Below are 17135 nucleotides of genomic sequence, written 5' to 3' on the forward strand. Positions count from 1 at the left end.
AAATCTTAACCTATGAAGAAAACTACTTTGTTTTTCAGTGCGCTTATTTGCGTGATGTTATTTTTCTCTTTTACAGCTCAAGCTCAAGAATCAGATTTTGATAGTGATGGTATTGTTGATCGATTAGATGTCGATGACGATAACGATGGGATTAGAGATACTGTAGAGTGTCCTACTATTCCTGGAGCTGCTAATGCAAAAGGAGATAAAATTTCTTGGGAATTAAACCAATTTAAAGTGTTTACAATTGGAGCTAACACAAATGGTTTAGGTTACCAAGAGTCTGGTTTTCAAAAAGAAGTATATGATAGAGGTCAACCTCTAACAGTTTTAAATGGAGCTTCGGATTATTCTTTTACGCAAACTACTCCAGGTACAGCTACAACTACATTAGGGACATTTGCTAATGGTACGTTAGATTTTGAACATAATTATATTTATAGAGCTGTACCAATACATCAATTTAGAACAACTACTGCTGGTGGTTTTACTTCAGGTAGTGGGCCTTCTAATGGTTTATATGTCTATCCAGAGGTAGGTTCTCAAACAGGTGATTATTATACAGTAAACATTAATTTCACAGAGCCTGTAGCATCTTTTAGTTTTGATTTTGTAGATGCCTATGATACCAATGCTAATACTGAGATTATGAACTATGAAGTATATGCAGACGGAAACTTAATCGCATATTTTAGTAATGCTTATATTGGAAATGATGTTACGGGAAATATTAGTTTATATGATGCTAATGGTACTTTTAGAGGATCTGTCTTAGCTGGACAAAATATTGAAAACACTATAGGTTTTGTTACTAGTGATCCTGTTAGTCATGTTGCTATTAGACACATTGTGGTTTCTGGTGGATTAGGAGCGAGCACACATGATCCTCATGGATTAGATAGTTTAGCTTACAGTTTTTTATGTCAGCCTCAATTTGATATTGATGTTGATAATGATGGTATTCCTGACAATGTTGAAGCACAGACAACAGCTGGATATATTGCTCCAAGTGGAGTTGTAAATACAAGTGGAGCAAATAGTGGTATGTATAATAATTACGGTTCTGGATTTACACCTGTAAATACAGATGGGACAGATCTACCAGATTATTTAGATACAGATACGGATAATGATGGTATATTGGATATTGATGAAAATGGTCAAGCTAGCACAGTATCAAATTTAGACACAGATAAAGATGGTTTAGATAATAATTTTGATTTTGTAACTGTAGGATATGACTCTAATGACGAAGTGACTACAGGAGATATTACAAACCTAGTGTCTTCTTTTGGTGATTTTGATAATGATGCTGCAACGGGAGGTGATTTGGATTATAGAGATAATAATACAGCTATTATAGGATCTAATACCATAGATTTTGATGGTGTTGACGATTATTTAGATGCGCCAAATTTTATTAGCAATTGGACGGAAGCTACAATGATGGCTTGGGTTAAAATAGAAGGTAATAATACTACATTGCCTAATCTATTTAGCATCGCAGGACAAGAAAATATGCGTTTATACATTAGTACTGGTAGAGTGCCAGGATTTCTTGTCTATACTCAAGATCAAGTTACTTTAACAGATAATTATCCTAATACAAGTTTTACAGCATTACCAGATCCTTCACTTAATTTAAAAATTGAAAGTGATTTATGGTACCATATTGCGGGTGTTTTTGATGCATCAACAAATTCTATTAAACTATATGTAAATGGAGAATTAGTAGGTACAGAAACAGATCCATTATTAAATTCAGAATTACTAACTAAAAATTTTAATGGAACGTCTCATATTTATTCAAGTAGACCTTTTACTGTTGGAAGATACCCAACCAATACTAGTCCAGCAGGTTTTGGACATTTAGATGGTAATATAGATGAGGTTAGAGTCTTTAAAAAAGCGTTAACTGAAGATCAATTACAGAGTATGGTTTATCAAGAAATTGAAAATAATTCTGGAACAATACAAGGTGCTACAATTGAAAAAAATATTATTGATTTTACAACGTCAGCACCAATACAATGGTCTACATTAGAAGCATACTATCCAATGACAAGTATTGTTAATGGTTTGGCTTATGACGAATCTAATGCATCGCGTCATTTAAAATTAAATAATATTACAACAGTACAAGAACAAACTGCGCCTATGCCTTATCAAACGACTAGTAATGGAGCTTGGACAGATGAAAGCACTTGGTTACATGGTGATGTTTGGGATATCGAAAATTTGCCAAACAAAGATTGGTCAATAGTACATATTAAAAACCGAGTGACTACAAATGCGTCACACACACAATTAGGTTTGATTATAGACAATAATAAAAGGCTTGTCGTTAATGGAAATAATGAGATTAAAAATACTTGGTATTTAGAGTTAAATGGAACTTTAGATTTAAAAAATGAGTCTCAGTTAGTACAAACTAGATTAAGTGAATTAAAAGTGACAAGCTCTGGTAAAATTTTAAGACGTCAACAAGGGACTAATAATGTTTACAGATATAACTATTGGAGTTCTCCTGTAGGTGCACAAAGCACAGTGGCTAATAATACAGACTTCTCTTTAAATATGTTAAGTGATGCTAATGGAGCAATACAGTTTACAACAGGCTATACACCTCCAGTTACTACTCCAGCAACATTAAGTACGTATTGGTTATATACTTATAAAAATGGATTTAACTACTATCAATGGTCTCCATTGGATGAAAATTCTGCTATAGAACCAGGAGTTGGTTATTCGCAAAAAGGAACAGGAGTTGGTACTACTGATTTTGAATATACTTTTGAAGGAAAACCAAATAATGGCGACATTTTTATTAGTGTAAATGATGCTGGCGGACCAGGATCTGTTGGAGGAACTTCTAAAACACAGTATTTATTAGGTAATCCTTATCCATCTGCTATTGATGTTAATGCTTTTATAGCTGATAATGCAGGTTTAATAAATGGCGCAGTATACCTTTGGGAACAATGGGCTGGTAATAGTCATATTTTAAATCAGTATGAAGGTGGTTATGCGACTTTAAATTTTGTAGGAGGAACCAAAGCGTATCAGTTTGTAGGTTTAAATGGTGATAATACTGGTGTGCAAGGTGGAACTAAAACACCAAAACGTTACATTCCAGTTGCTCAAGGTTTCATGACTGAAATTGTAGGAAGTGGAAATGTAGAGTTTAATAACGATCAACGTGTATTTAAAACAGAGGTTTCAGGTGATTCTCAGTTTTTAAGATCAACTGCAGCAACAACTCCAGATGCTAATGATTCAGAATTGCAAGTTATGAGATTAGAATTTGAAACTTCTAGTCATTTAACAAGAGAGTTATTATTAGCTTTTGGTAATAATACAGGAGATGATGTTTTTGATTACGGTTATGATGCTAAAGCGAATGAGTTTTTTGCAAACGATTTATTATCAACATTAAATAATGAGAAATATACTATTCAGGCCTATTCTACAATTCAATCTGATAAAGAAGTTGCATTAGTTTTAAACAGTGATGCAACAGTAACTTATACTATTAGAATGACTGAAATAGAAAACATTGATGATGCTCAAGAAATCTATTTATATGATAGTTTGGAAGGTGTTTATCACGATTTAAGAACAGGAGATTATAACTTTAGTGCGACAGCTGGAGAAGATGCTACACGTTTTAAAATAGTATTTAATTCAGGAGAATCTTTATCAAACGAAGAATTTGAGGCAGCTAACGATATTTCTATTTTTGTTAATAATAATTTAAGCCAGTTACATATTAAAGGTTTGAGTCAAGATATTAAAGGTTTAAACTTAATTAATATGTTAGGTCAAAATGTATTGAGAATGACTAACGTTAGTGCAAATCAAGTAAGTTCAGGAGTTAAGCTTAATAATTTAAGTACTGGAGTTTATATAGTAGATGTTACTTTAAAAGATGGAAGAACATTATCTAAAAAAGTTACGATTAACTAAGTTAGATTTAAGGATATAAAAAAGCCTCAACATTTGTTGAGGCTTTTTTTTGTATAAAAATAATAAGTTTAGAATGTATTACATCATTCCTGGCATACCTCCACCCATTGGCATTCCACCTCCTGCGCTTTCTTCTTTAATATCAATTAAAGCACACTCGGTAGTTAAGATCATTCCAGCAACAGAAGCTGCATTTTCTAAAGCAATTCTTGTTACTTTTTTAGGGTCAATAATACCTGCTTTTAGCATGTCTACGTAAGTTTCTGTCTTAGCATCGTATCCAAAGTCTTTTTTACCTTCCATAACCTTAGCAACCACAACGCTACCTTCTCCGCCAGCATTTTCAACTATAGTACGTAATGGTGCTTCAATAGCACGCGCTACAATTTGTATACCTGTAGTTTCGTCTAAGTTTTCAGTAGTAATCTTTTCTAGAACAGATTTTGCTCTAACTAAAGCAACACCACCTCCAGCAACAATACCTTCCTCTACTGCAGCACGAGTAGCGTGTAAAGCATCATCAACACGATCTTTTTTCTCTTTCATTTCAACTTCACTAGCTGCACCAACATAAAGTACTGCAACACCTCCTGCTAATTTAGCTAGACGTTCTTGTAGTTTTTCTTTATCGTAGTCGCTAGTTGTTGTTTCAATCTGAGCTTTAATTTGATTTACTCTGTTTTTAATTAAGCTTTTATCTCCAGCTCCATTTACAACTGTAGTGTTGTCTTTGTCAATAGTAACGCGTTCTGCTGTACCTAACATCTCTAAAGTTGTATTTTCAAGAGTAAATCCTCTTTCTTCAGATATAACAGTTCCTCCAGTTAAAATTGCAATGTCTTCTAACATAGCTTTTCTACGGTCTCCAAAGCCTGGAGCCTTAACTGCAGCAATTTTAAGTGATCCACGTAATTTATTTACAACTAAAGTAGCTAAAGCTTCACCATCTACATCTTCTGCAATAATTAATAAAGGCTTACCTGATTGAGCAACTGGCTCTAATACTGGTAATAAATCCTTCATAGTAGATACTTTTTTATCGTATAATAAAATGTAAGGGTTTTCTAAATCAGTAATCATTTTGTCACTGTTAGTCACAAAATAAGGTGATAGATAACCTCTGTCAAACTGCATACCTTCTACAATATCAACATACGTTTCTGTTCCTTTTGCTTCTTCTACAGTTATAACTCCTTCTTTACCTACTTTACCAAATGCTTTAGCGATTAAATCACCTATTACATCATCGTTATTAGCAGATATAGAGGCAACTTGCTTAATCTTTTCAGAAGAGTTTCCTACTTCTTTGGATTGCTTACCTAAATCTTCTACAATAGCTTCTACCGCTTTGTCAATTCCACGTTTTAAATCCATTGGATTTGCGCCAGCAGCAACATTTTTTAAACCTTCTTTAACTATTGCTTGTGCTAATACAGTAGCTGTAGTTGTTCCATCTCCAGCTAAGTCATTAGTTTTTGAAGCAACTTCTTTTACCATTTGAGCTCCCATGTTTTCTAATGGGTCTTCTAATTCAATTTCTTTAGCAACACTAACTCCATCTTTAGTAACAACAGGAGCGCCAAAAGAACGACTAATAATTACGTTTCTTCCCTTTGGTCCTAAAGTAACTTTTACTGCATTTGCTAATGCATCTACACCACGTTTTAATCCATCACGTGCTTCTACATCAAATTTTATATCTTTTGCCATTTTTATTTTATTTTGCTTATAGTTTTTAGAATTATCTAGTAACTATAAGATTGATTAATTGTAAAAATTTTGTTTTGAAAACTAAAGCTATATTAGATAATAGCCATAATGTCTTCTTCACGCATCATTAAATACTCTTTTCCGTCTAATTTAATTTCAGATCCAGAATACTTTCCATAAAGTACTGTGTCTCCAACTTTAACAGTTAAAGGTTCGTCTTTTTTACCGTTTCCTATAGCAACGATAGTTCCTTTATGTTGTTTTTCTTGAGCTGTGTCTGGTATGTATAAACCAGAAGCTGTTTGTGTTTCGGCAGGAAGTGCTTCTACTAGCACACGGTCTGCAAGTGGTTTAATGTTTAATTTACTCATAATATATATGTTTAATTAATTAGAAAATTTGTGATTAACAATAAGCTAAAAATGTGCCAATAGAAGACAACTGACAAACTTGCAGAAACAAAAAATGCCAACTGATTAAGTTGGCATTTTAAAGTATGTTTTTAAAACAGGATTATTTTCCAGCTTCTGGTGTAATTTCTTTTGTAGCTTCATCTGCAGTTGGTGCAGGTGTAGTAGGAGTAGGTAACTCTATATTATCGCTTTCTAAAATTTTAGATTCTCCAGCAGTTCCATTTCTGTCAATACCTAAGCTAGATGCTAAGATTAATGCTAATAAGATAGTTGCTAATGTCCAAGTACTTTTGTCTAAAAAGTCTGTTGTTTTTTTGACACCACCTAATTGTTGTGTTCCACCACCTCCAAAAGAAGAAGATAATCCTCCACCTTTAGGATTTTGTACCATTATTACGACTATTAGTAGAAATGCTACTATCACGATTAGGACTAAAAAGATTGCAAATGTGCTCATTATAATATGTTATTTATTCTTGTAATTTTTCTATTGCTTTAATTTGGTCTGCAAAGAAACCACTTTTTTCTGGATATTTCAAACTTAAAATTTTATAAGATTGAATCGCTTTTTTATAGTTTTTTTGTTCTACATAGATACGAGCCAAAGTTTCTGTCATTAAAGACTCTGGTTGAATCATTTGTTCTTTGGCTATATTATGCGTTGTAATGTTTGATTTTTTTGCTTCTAGCTTTGGGTTTTTAGTAATAAACTTATCAATTAACTCAAATTTTTTAGCGCGTTCTAAGTCATTTATATCATTATTGTTTTCAGGTTCGACAGATTTAGCGTTCTGTTCTGCAATAATAGTTTCTCTTTTAATAGGCTTGAATTGCGCTAGGTTTAACCACTCGTTAAAACTATGTTTTTCAGATTTTTCAAATTGAAGTGGTGTTCCAATTTTTAAAATGTCTTTAGCTTGAGCGGTTTCTGAATCGCTTAATTTTTTATTTATGTCAGAATCTGATGGTGTTATATCAGAATTACCATCTGTTAAATTACCACTTTCAGTTTTTGGCTGAAACAATTCTGGATTTATGGTGTGCCTTGTGTCTTCTATTTGTTGATCAAGTATCAGATCGTAATTAGTTTTGTTACTTACAGAAATATCTTCTGTTACGACTTCTAAACTATTTATATAATCTAAATTATGTTTTATGTATTCTGAAACTTCGTTTTGATTAAAAGACTCAGAGGTAATAAAATCAAATAAAATACTTCTGTCAGTCGTGTAGGCTGCTGTGGTTTTTAGTGCTTGATTGTACTTAAAGCTTTCTTTGTTTTTTAATCCTTTTAGGTGAATTGCTCTAGCCGATTGAAAATAAGGAAACTCTTTAATAATACTATCTAATAAGTCTGTTTGCTCAGCACTTATTAAATGGGGTTGTTGTAATATTTTAGATAATTCGTGGCTAGTCATTTGTTTACCAATTTGCAAGTGAGGCGTTAAAAATATCTTGTGTTAGACGTTCAAAAATTTCTTCAAAAGCAGTGGTTTTGATGGCGCCTGATAATAACTCGCTACCAGTATAATCATAGTAAAAAGAGAATTTTTTTTCAAAATCATTTTCGTCATCCTTTTTATTATAATATCTAACATTTACACCAATAGTTAGTCTGTTTTGTGCAGCAGTACTGTTGGCTGTTGCAGTGGTTGGAGAAATACGGTATTCGGTAATTTCTCCTTCGTACACCAAATCTCCGTTTGAGTTTACTAGGCTTAAATTGGTTTGGTTTAATATTAAGTCTTGTAAGGCTATGGTAAAATCTCTTTCTAATCCAGGCTCTACTAATGCTGCATTATTTTGAAAATAATTAACCTGAAAGGTTTTTGCATCTCCTAAATCTTGCACACCAGTAAATGAGTATGCTCCACAACCCAAAAAGGTTGCCATTATGGTTAGTAGTAAAAAATATTTAAGTGGTTTCATTTTATTAGTGTTTCTCTATAAAACGTTAGATTATAAATCAAATTGTTTGATTTTACGATAAAGTGTACGCTCGCTAATACCTAACTCTTCTGCTGCTAGCTTACGTTTTCCGTTATGACGCTCTAAGGATTTTTTTATTAATTCCAATTCTTTGTCATGTAATGACAAGGTTTCTTCTTCTTCAATTTCTTCGGCAAAATGATACTTGTCTTGTGCGCTATCAATAGGATTAGTGTTTGATAGTCCAGAGTTTTGAGAGATTGATAAAACTTCCATGTCTTCTACATGTTCATCAAATTCAGCTTCACTTTCATTCTCACCATAAATTTTTTGAATTAGAGTTTCGTTATTTTTTTGAACATCTTTAGCGTTACCAGTTTTCATTAATTCCATGGTTAGCTTTTTTAAGTCATTTAAATCGGCTTTCATGTCAAATAAAACTTTGTATAAAATTTCGCGTTCACTACTAAAATCACCTTCGGATTTAGAGGTGTTTATTACTGCAGGAAGGTTGTTTCCGCTTGGTAAATAACTGTGTAAAACTTGAGCGGTTATGGTTCTGTTTTGTTCTAAGACAGAGACTTGTTCTGCAACATTACGTAGTTGTCTTATGTTTCCGCTCCAGCGATATTTTAACAATAAACTAATGGCGTCGTCCGTTAATTTAATGGTTGGCATTTTATATTTTAATGCAAAATCACTAGCAAATTTTCGGAACAGTATATGGATGTCTTCTTGTCGTTCTCTTAAAGGAGGAAGATTGATATCTACAGTACTTAAACGGTAAAAAAGGTCTTCTCTAAATTTTTCTTTTTTAATGGCATCAAACATATTAACGTTTGTAGCAGCAACAATCCTAACATTGGTTTTTTGGACTTTACTAGATCCTACTTTTATAAACTCACCATTTTCTAATACTCTTAGTAAACGTACTTGCGTAGTTAATGGTAATTCTCCTACTTCATCTAAAAAGATGGTTCCACCATCTGCAACTTCAAAATAACCACTTCTAGTAGCTGTTGCTCCTGTAAAGGCTCCTTTTTCATGACCAAAAAGCTCACTGTCTATAGTTCCTTCTGGAATTGCACCACAGTTAACTGCAATATATTTACCGTGTTTACGATGCGATAATTGATGAATTATTTTTGGAATACTCTCTTTTCCAACACCACTTTCTCCAGTTACTAAAACAGAAATATCTGTTGGAGCGACTTGAATTGCTTTTTCAATAGCACGATTTAATGTTGGGCTATTTCCAATAATTCCGAAACGTTGTTTTATTGATTGTATTGATTCCATTTAGACTTTTTAGTTGGTATAATTAAAAGTTTCTTCTTGTACTAAACTTATGCCATCCAAAGAAAATACTCCATTTCTACTTGTAATTCGGTTTGCAGTATTATAAGTCATCATAAAAGTGACTGTGTTTCCGTCTGCAGTAACAGAGTTCCAATTGTTTGTGCTATGAAATTGGACTATTGTTGGTCCAGCCTCTTCAGTATAATCATCATCTAAAATAGCTAACCAATATTGGTCACTAAACCCATTTTTTAAAGGGTTGATAAAATTGTCATAACCGTAAGTTGTACTATTATTATTTTCTCCAGATGATAACACAGAAATACAATTTCCGTTATCATCATAAGTTAAAAATTCTTGTTGAATACTTATACCATCTTCAAACGATATTTTTTCAATTAACCTTCCTGAGGCATCTGTTTTGTATTGTGTTTCAACAGGATTACCTGCTTGTGTTTTTGTTGTTACATTACCAGATGTAGTAAAGTTGTAGGTGTAGTCCTCTGTATCGTCTTCAAAGTCATCATATGCAATTTGAGTAACGTTGTTGTCTGATGAATAACTAATGTTTGTTTGGTTAATTTGTGTAGAACCTTCAAAGTTTTTTACTGTAATAATGTTTCCAGAAGCGTCTCTGGTTAATGTTCCGTTGGCAACAATAGGAAAGCCAAATGCAACTGTTTCTACATCTAGGTCAGACACTTTATTATTAGTATTAAATGTAAAGTCTGTATTAATGGTAATTGGACCTAAAAAAGGTACTTCGGTATCAACATCCCAAGTGTAGTTTGATAATTGTAAATCGTTACTGTCTGATCCATCTGTTGGGTCAGGCTCGCCAGTAATTGTGTCGTCAAAAGTAAATCCTTCTAAAGGCTCATTTTGGCAAGAGGTTAAAAAGCTTAATGTTACTAGTAGTATAATTATTTTTTTCATAATGGGTAATTATAATGTAAATACGATTAATTGTTTGCGTTACTAACAGCTTTACCAATAAGTGTTGCTTTTGTACAATCTGTTACAATAACGTTGACAAAATCTCCAATTTTATAGTTTTCTTTTGGAAAAACAACGACTATGTTTTGTTGTGTACGACCAGACCATTCTTGGTTTGATTTTTTAGATTCTCTTTCAACTAATACTTCTACGGTTGTATTTAAAAACTCTCTGGTTCTAAACTCACTATGTATTAATTGTAAAGCAATGATTTCTCTTAGACGTCTACTTTTAGTTTCTTCAGGCACATCGTCTTCAAATTTACGTTCGGCTAAAGTCCCAGGACGCTCAGAATAGGTAAACATATATCCAAAATTGTATTTGACATATTCCATTAAACTTAAAGTGTCCTGATGGTCTTGTTCTGTTTCTGTTGGGAAACCTGAAATCATATCTTGACTTATCGAACAATTTGGAATTATTCTTTTAATATTATCTATTAATGTAAAATATTCCTCTCTTGTGTGTAAGCGATTCATTGCTTTTAAAATACGATTACTTCCGCTTTGGACAGGTAAATGTATATGATTGCATATATTATCATATTTAGCCATAGTCTCAATAACCTCAAGATGCATGTCTTGTGGATTAGAGGTACTAAATCTAATTCGCATTTTAGGTTGTGCTTTTGCACATAGCTCTAACAACTTAGCAAAATCTGTTGCAGTCGCTTTTTCAATATCAGAAGCTTTATCAAAATCTTTTTTCATTCCGCCTCCATACCAAAGGTAGCTGTCAACATTTTGACCTAATAAAGTAATTTCTTTGTAACCCTTGTTCCAAAGGTCATTTACTTCTTCAATAATACTTTGTGGGTCACGACTGCGTTCTCTTCCTCTTGTAAAAGGAACGACACAAAACGTACACATATTATCACATCCTCTTGTTATAGATACAAATGCAGTAACACCATTACTGTTTAATCTAACAGGACTTATGTCTCCATAAGTTTCTTCTTTAGAAAGGATTACGTTTATAGCGTCACGACCTTCATCTACTTCTGCAATTAAGTTTGGTAAATCTTTATAGGCATCTGGTCCTACAACTAGATCAACTATTTTTTCCTCTTCTAAAAATTTACTTTTTAAACGTTCTGCCATACAACCTAATACACCCACTTTCATTTTTGGGTTTACGTCTCTTTTAATGGCATTATATTTTTGTAAGCGTTTGCGTACTGTTTGTTCTGCTTTATCACGTATAGAGCAAGTGTTTACTAATACTAAATCTGCTTCCTCTAGATTTTGTGTTGTATTAAACCCTTCTTTATTAAGGATAGAGGCAACAATTTCGCTATCACTAAAATTCATAGAACAACCATAACTTTCAATAAAAAGTTTTTTGGTGTTCTCTTTTTTTTGAGGGATAACTAATGTCTCTCCTTGTTTGTTTTCGTCTATTGTCTTTTCCATAAATATATTGAAATCACTCATCTCCAATAAGCACGCAAAGATAGGATTATTTTAAAATTATGACAATCTGACAGACCTTTAATTTTAGCTAAAAGTTATAAAATTAGGAAGATAAATTTTTTTTGATATACCTTTGCACTCACAAAAATCGAAGAATGGCGAAGAATTTAGTAATAGTAGAGTCACCAGCAAAAGCAAAAACAATAGAGAAATTTTTAGGAAAAGACTTTAAAGTCGAATCCAGTTTTGGGCATATTGCTGACTTACCATCTAAGGAATTGGGAGTAGATGTAGAGGGAGATTTTGATCCAAAATACGAAGTGTCTTCAGATAAAAAAGCATTAGTTAAAAAATTAAAAGATTTAGCTAAAAAAGCCGAAATGGTTTGGCTAGCAAGTGATGAAGATAGGGAAGGAGAAGCAATTGCTTGGCATTTAGCCGAGTCTTTAAACTTGGATAAAGAAAAAACAAAACGAATCGTTTTTCATGAGATTACAAAAACTGCTATTCAAAAAGCAGTTGAAAATCCAAGACAAATAGATTATGATTTAGTAGATGCGCAACAAGCACGTCGTGTATTAGATAGAATAGTAGGTTACGAGTTGTCTCCAGTTTTATGGCGAAAAGTAAAAGGAGGCTTATCTGCAGGTCGTGTACAATCAGTATCTGTTAGATTAATTGTAGAGCGTGAACGCGAAATACAAGATTTTAAGCCAGAAGCGTCTTACAGAATTGATGCTGAGTTTTCAAACGAAGCAGGACAATCTTTTAAAGCTAAGCTTCCTAAAACATTTTCAACAAAAAAAGAAGCTTTTGACTTTTTAGAAAGTAATGCAGCTGCTAATTTTAAAGTCGCTGATTTAACTAAAAAGCCAGCAAAAAAATCTCCAGCAGCACCATTTACAACATCAACCTTACAACAAGAAGCGTCACGTAAATTATACTTTTCTGTTAGTAAGACTATGACTATGGCGCAACGTTTGTACGAAGCCGGTTTGATTACCTATATGAGAACAGATAGTGTTAACTTATCTGATGAAGCTAGAAAAGGTGCCGAAAAAGAAATTGTTGCAGCATATGGTAAAGAATATGCTAAAGAACGTAACTTTAAAGGTAAATCTAAAGGCGCTCAAGAGGCTCACGAAGCGATTAGACCAACAGATTTTAAAACACACAGCGTTGATATTGATTATGATCAAGCACGCTTATATGATTTAATTTGGAAACGTGCAATTGCATCTCAAATGAGTGAAGCACAATTAGAACGTACCAATGTAAAAATTGAAGCAGATACACATGACCAAACCTTTACAGCTAATGGAGAGGTGATTAAATTTGATGGGTTTTTAAAAGTATATCTTGAAGGTACTGATGATGAAGATTTAGAGCAAGAAGGCATGCTTCCAGCAATGAAAACTAACGAGACACTACTTAATAAATACATATCAGCAACTGAGCGTTATAGTCGTGCGCCATATAGATATACTGAGGCTTCTTTGGTTAAAAAATTAGAAGAGTTAGGTATTGGTCGTCCATCTACTTATGCGCCAACAATTTCTACTATTCAAAATAGAAATTACGTGGAGAAAGGAACTATTGAAGGTGTAGAGCGTGAGTATACACAATTAATGTTAGAAGAAGGAAATGTAAAAGACAATACGTTAACTGAAAAAGTAGGTTCAGATAAAGGTAAGCTTGTGCCAACAGATATTGGTATGATAGTTACAGACTTTCTAGTTAATCATTTTCAAAGTATTTTGGACTATAACTTTACAGCTAAAGTAGAAAGTCAATTTGATGATATTGCTGAAGGTAAAGAAGACTGGAAAAAAATGATGAAAACTTTCTACAAGAAATTTCATCCAGTAGTAATAGATGTACAAGAAAATGCAGATAGAGAATCCGGAGAACGTATTTTAGGTAAAGATCCTAAAACAGGAAAACAAGTTAGTGTACGTTTAGGTAAGTTTGGACCAATGGTACAAATGGGAACTGTAGATGACGAAGAAAAACCAACATTTGCAAGTTTAAGTCCAGATCAACAATTAGGAAGTATTACCTATGAAGAAGCAATGGATTTATTTAAATTGCCAAGAACTTTAGGTAAATATGAAGACGAAGCTGTAGAAGTCAATAATGGTCGTTTTGGTCCTTATGTAAAATATGGCGATAAATTTGTATCCTTAGCTCCTGGTCAAGACCCATTAAATATAGAGATTGAAGATGCAATAGAACTTATTAAAGAAAAAGAAATTGCAGACGCTCCTGTGTATAATTATAAAGGACACGGAGTCACAAAAGGAAAAGGACGTTTTGGACCTTTCATTAAATGGAATGGTTTATTTATTAATGTCAATAAAAAATACGATTGGGATAACTTAACCACTGAAGAAATTGAAGAATTAGTTGATGCTAAAATTCAAAAAGAAATTGATAAAGTTGTTCATAATTGGGAAGAAGAAGGCATACGTGTAGAAAAAGCACGTTGGGGAAGACATAATATCTTAAAGGGTAAAATTAAAATAGAGCTTCCTAAGACTGTAGATGCTGCAGCTTTAACTTTGGACGAGGTTAAGGATATGATTGAAAAGAAAGCGCCTAAAAAGAAGGTAGCAGCTAAAAAGAAAGCACCTGCAAAGAAAAAAACAACTACTAAGAAAAAAACAACAGCTAAAAAGAAATAGTATTACATAATGAATTTTAATTTTCTTACTCCAGTCCCAGACACTGTTTTAGCGCATAATCAATTATTATCGCCATTAAGTTTAGGTCAAAAAATTAAAATTCATTCAGAACAGCATGGACTGCCTGATTTAGATGATGTAAAAATTGTAATCTTAGGAGTGCTAGAAAATCGAAACGATGTTAATTACATTGGAGAAGATTTTAATTTAAACGAAATTAGAAAATCATTCTACACTTTATACCCTGGAAGTTGGAGTTCGTCGATTGCAGATATTGGAGATATTCAAAAAGGAGATACCGTTGAGGACACCTATTTTGCATTAAAAGAAACACTAACTATTTTAATAGAAAATAAGATTATCCCAATAATAATAGGTGGTAGTCAAGATTTGTCCTACGTTAACTATCGTGCTTATGATAGTTTAATGCCAATGGTTAACATTGTAAATGTTGATAAATCTTTTGATTTAGGAGATTCTTCTAAACCAATAAAAAATACTAGCTTCGTCGGAAAAATTATTTTAGACGAACCTTACAATCTTTTTAATTACGCCATAATTGGATATCAAACTTACTTTAATAGTCAAGAAGAGATTGATCTAATGGAGCGTTTGTATTTTGAACCCTATCGTTTAGGAGAAATATCAAATGACCTTACTCTTGTTGAGCCAGTCATGCGTGATGCTAATATAGTTACAGTGGACTTAGGTGTGTTAAAAGCATCAGAGGTAAGTCAAAAACAAAAAGTATCACCTAACGGATTAGATGGTAAAGAGATTTGTACAGTAGCAAGGTATGCTGGTATTAGTAATAAGGTGTCTTCGTTCGGTATTTACGAGTATAAACCATCTCAAGATGACGACATTACATCCATGCTAATTTCTCAAATGATATGGTATTTTATAGAAGGAGTAAATTGCAGAGTTAAAGATGATGATTTTTCTAATGATGATAATCATCAAAAATTCATTACTTTAGCCGAGTCTCACGAATTAATTTTTTATAAGAGTACAAAAACAGGACGTTGGTGGATAGAAATACCATTTTTAGCAAATGTTAATAATAAATTAAAAAAACACACGTTATTACCATGCACGCATCAAGACTATCTAGATGCTTGTAATGACAAAATACCAGAGCGTTGGTATAAGGCATATCAAAAAAATAGCGTGTAATCGATATAGACGAACAGATAAACGACAATTAATATCGTTTAAATGTTAAATTTTTACGATGAAATGTATTTTTTTTTATCGAAAAAGTTGTTTTTTAAAAAATATATAAATATGTTTACGCTCTTAAAAAATTTAAGAGTATAAAATTAACCTCGAGTTTTCAATGAATATGAAGAAGTTTGTATTATTAACAGCGGTTTTCGCACTATTAGTAAGTTGTGGATCAAAAGATAAGGGTCAGCTTGTTGGTGCCAAAGGAAAAAAATGGCACCCAGAAAAACCTTATGGTATGACATTAGTTCCTGGTGGAGCTTTTATTATGGGTAAAGCAGATGATGATTTAGCTGGAATCCAAGATGCACCTGCAAAAACAGTAACTGTTGCATCTTTCTATATGGATGAAACGGAAATCACAAATAGTGAGTATCGTCAATTCGTAGAATGGGTAAGAGATTCTACAATCCGTACTAAATTGGCAATTTTAGCTGATGAGGTTGGTATGACTCAAGCTGATGGCGGAATTGGAGAATTTGCTTTTAAAGATGCAGATACAACTAACTCTTCGGCATATGAGAAGTACATGCTAGATAACTATAGTGGTCTAGGGGAAACAGGATATGAAGGTAGAAAATTAAATCACGATGTAGATTTAATTTTTGATACAGCAGATTATCCAGACGAGTATTACGTAGAGGTTATGGATACCATGTATTTACCTTTAGAAGAGTCTTATAATGGACAACGTACTTGGGATGTTACTAAATTTAAGTTCCAATACACTTATATGGATATTGCTAAAGCAGCAAAAAATAAAAACTTACGTCGTAAAGATGTTATAGTTAGAGAAGAAGTAGAAATCTATCCTGATACTACATCATGGATTAGAGATTTTGCATATTCTTATAATGAGCCTATGCACAACGATTACTTTTGGCATGATGCATATAGTGACTATCCAGTGGTTGGAGTGTCTTGGCAACAAGCTAAAGCATTTTGTGAGTGGAGAACTAAATATCACAACGACTCAAGAAGAAAAAGAAAAATGCATAACGTAGCGCGTTATAGATTACCATCAGAAGCACAGTGGGAATATGCTGCAAGAGGAGGTCTTCAAGCTGCAACTTTCCCTTGGGGAGGACCTTATGCTAAAAATGATAGAGGATGTTTTATGGCTAACTTTAAACCATTACGTGGTGATTACGCAGCAGACCAATCATTATATACAGTAGAAGCTGATGCTTATGAGCCTAACGACTTTAACTTATATAATATGGCTGGAAATGTATCAGAATGGGTTGACTCATCTTACGATCCATCTTCATATGAATATGCTTCAACAATTAATCCAAGTGTAAACGATCCAAGTAACAAACGTAAAGTTGTTCGTGGTGGTTCTTGGAAAGATGTTGCATATTACCTACAAGTTAGTTCAAGAGACTACGAATATGCAGATTCAGCAAGAAGCTATATTGGTTTCAGAACTGTGCAAGATTACATGGGAACAGATATAACTGCTAACGCAAGACAATAAGATTAAACACACTTAACTA

Annotated in this window: 12 protein-coding genes; 4 read left to right on the top strand and 8 right to left on the bottom strand. The window is 33.0% G+C overall.

Annotated features, from left to right (window positions below; all coding sequences use genetic code 11):
* The first annotated feature begins 12 nt into the window (after positions 1 to 12).
* Complete coding sequence (locus M890_RS0110440; RefSeq protein ID WP_084553648.1) at positions 13 to 3966, top strand: DUF8693 domain-containing protein; 3954 nt, start codon at positions 13 to 15, stop codon at positions 3964 to 3966.
* Between the two features lie 78 nt (positions 3967 to 4044).
* Here the strand turns inward: M890_RS0110440 and groL are convergent, their stop codons facing one another.
* The 8 genes from groL to miaB all read right to left on the bottom strand — a co-directional run bounded on the left by groL (position 4045) and on the right by miaB (position 11725).
* The gene (gene groL, locus M890_RS0110445) at positions 4045 to 5676 is read right to left on the bottom strand and encodes a chaperonin GroEL (RefSeq protein WP_028283490.1); all 1632 of its coding nucleotides are present in this window, start codon (positions 5674 to 5676) and stop codon (positions 4045 to 4047) included.
* A 92-nt stretch (positions 5677 to 5768) separates the two neighbouring features.
* The gene (locus tag M890_RS0110450; RefSeq protein ID WP_028283491.1) at positions 5769 to 6047 is read right to left on the bottom strand and encodes a co-chaperone GroES; all 279 of its coding nucleotides are present in this window, start codon (positions 6045 to 6047) and stop codon (positions 5769 to 5771) included.
* Between the two features lie 142 nt (positions 6048 to 6189).
* On the bottom strand, positions 6190 to 6546 hold the full coding sequence (secG, locus tag M890_RS0110455) for a preprotein translocase subunit SecG (protein WP_028283492.1): 357 nt from the start codon (positions 6544 to 6546) through the stop codon (positions 6190 to 6192).
* A gap of 13 nt (positions 6547 to 6559) precedes the next feature.
* On the bottom strand, positions 6560 to 7507 hold the full coding sequence (locus M890_RS0110460) for a DUF8458 domain-containing protein (RefSeq protein WP_028283493.1): 948 nt from the start codon (positions 7505 to 7507) through the stop codon (positions 6560 to 6562).
* Between the two features lie 4 nt (positions 7508 to 7511).
* On the bottom strand, positions 7512 to 8018 hold the full coding sequence (locus tag M890_RS0110465) for an LptE family protein (protein ID WP_028283494.1): 507 nt from the start codon (positions 8016 to 8018) through the stop codon (positions 7512 to 7514).
* A gap of 30 nt (positions 8019 to 8048) precedes the next feature.
* Positions 8049 to 9317, bottom strand: coding sequence for a sigma-54-dependent transcriptional regulator (locus M890_RS0110470; RefSeq protein ID WP_028283495.1), 1269 nt, complete (start codon positions 9315 to 9317; stop codon positions 8049 to 8051).
* 9 nt (positions 9318 to 9326) lie between these two features.
* Positions 9327 to 10253, bottom strand: a complete 927-nt coding sequence (locus tag M890_RS0110475) for a hypothetical protein (RefSeq protein ID WP_028283496.1) — start codon at positions 10251 to 10253, stop codon at positions 9327 to 9329.
* A 26-nt stretch (positions 10254 to 10279) separates the two neighbouring features.
* A complete protein-coding gene (miaB, locus tag M890_RS0110480; RefSeq protein WP_028283497.1) occupies positions 10280 to 11725 on the bottom strand; it encodes a tRNA (N6-isopentenyl adenosine(37)-C2)-methylthiotransferase MiaB in 1446 nt (481 codons plus the stop codon).
* A gap of 155 nt (positions 11726 to 11880) precedes the next feature.
* Here miaB and topA point away from each other — a divergent pair, with 155 nt between their 5' ends.
* The 3 genes from topA (at position 11881) to porK (ending at position 17116) form a co-directional block, all read left to right on the top strand.
* Positions 11881 to 14409 carry a type I DNA topoisomerase gene (topA, locus tag M890_RS0110485; RefSeq protein ID WP_028283498.1) on the top strand — a complete coding sequence of 843 codons (2529 nt, stop codon included), beginning with the start codon at positions 11881 to 11883 and terminating at the stop codon, positions 14407 to 14409.
* Between the two features lie 9 nt (positions 14410 to 14418).
* Positions 14419 to 15585, top strand: coding sequence for a formimidoylglutamase (locus M890_RS0110490; protein WP_028283499.1), 1167 nt, complete (start codon positions 14419 to 14421; stop codon positions 15583 to 15585).
* Positions 15586 to 15754: 169 nt separating this feature from the next.
* Entirely contained in the window at positions 15755 to 17116 is a 1362-nt protein-coding gene (gene porK, locus M890_RS0110495) for a T9SS ring complex lipoprotein PorK/GldK (protein ID WP_051437508.1), read from the top strand.
* Positions 17117 to 17135: the final 19 nt, after the last annotated feature.

It is taken from the genome of Olleya marilimosa CAM030 (genome assembly GCF_000518485.1).
GTDB classification, from domain to species: Bacteria; Bacteroidota; Bacteroidia; order Flavobacteriales; family Flavobacteriaceae; genus Olleya; species Olleya marilimosa.

Excerpts from the sequence above, each read along its gene's own strand:
- M890_RS0110490 (WP_028283499.1), top strand. The coding sequence starts at position 14,419 with ATGAATTTTAATTTTCTTACTCCAGTCCCAGACACTGTTTTAGCGCAT.
- miaB (WP_028283497.1), bottom strand. The coding sequence starts at position 11,725 with ATGGAAAAGACAATAGACGAAAACAAACAAGGAGAGACATTAGTTATC.
- secG (WP_028283492.1), bottom strand. The coding sequence starts at position 6,546 with ATGAGCACATTTGCAATCTTTTTAGTCCTAATCGTGATAGTAGCATTT.
- topA (WP_028283498.1), top strand. The coding sequence starts at position 11,881 with ATGGCGAAGAATTTAGTAATAGTAGAGTCACCAGCAAAAGCAAAAACA.
- M890_RS0110440 (WP_084553648.1), top strand. The coding sequence starts at position 13 with ATGAAGAAAACTACTTTGTTTTTCAGTGCGCTTATTTGCGTGATGTTA.
- porK (WP_051437508.1), top strand. The coding sequence starts at position 15,755 with ATGAAGAAGTTTGTATTATTAACAGCGGTTTTCGCACTATTAGTAAGT.
- M890_RS0110470 (WP_028283495.1), bottom strand. The coding sequence starts at position 9,317 with ATGGAATCAATACAATCAATAAAACAACGTTTCGGAATTATTGGAAAT.
- M890_RS0110450 (WP_028283491.1), bottom strand. The coding sequence starts at position 6,047 with ATGAGTAAATTAAACATTAAACCACTTGCAGACCGTGTGCTAGTAGAA.
- groL (WP_028283490.1), bottom strand. The coding sequence starts at position 5,676 with ATGGCAAAAGATATAAAATTTGATGTAGAAGCACGTGATGGATTAAAA.
- M890_RS0110475 (WP_028283496.1), bottom strand. The coding sequence starts at position 10,253 with ATGAAAAAAATAATTATACTACTAGTAACATTAAGCTTTTTAACCTCT.
- M890_RS0110460 (WP_028283493.1), bottom strand. The coding sequence starts at position 7,507 with ATGACTAGCCACGAATTATCTAAAATATTACAACAACCCCATTTAATA.
- M890_RS0110465 (WP_028283494.1), bottom strand. The coding sequence starts at position 8,018 with ATGAAACCACTTAAATATTTTTTACTACTAACCATAATGGCAACCTTT.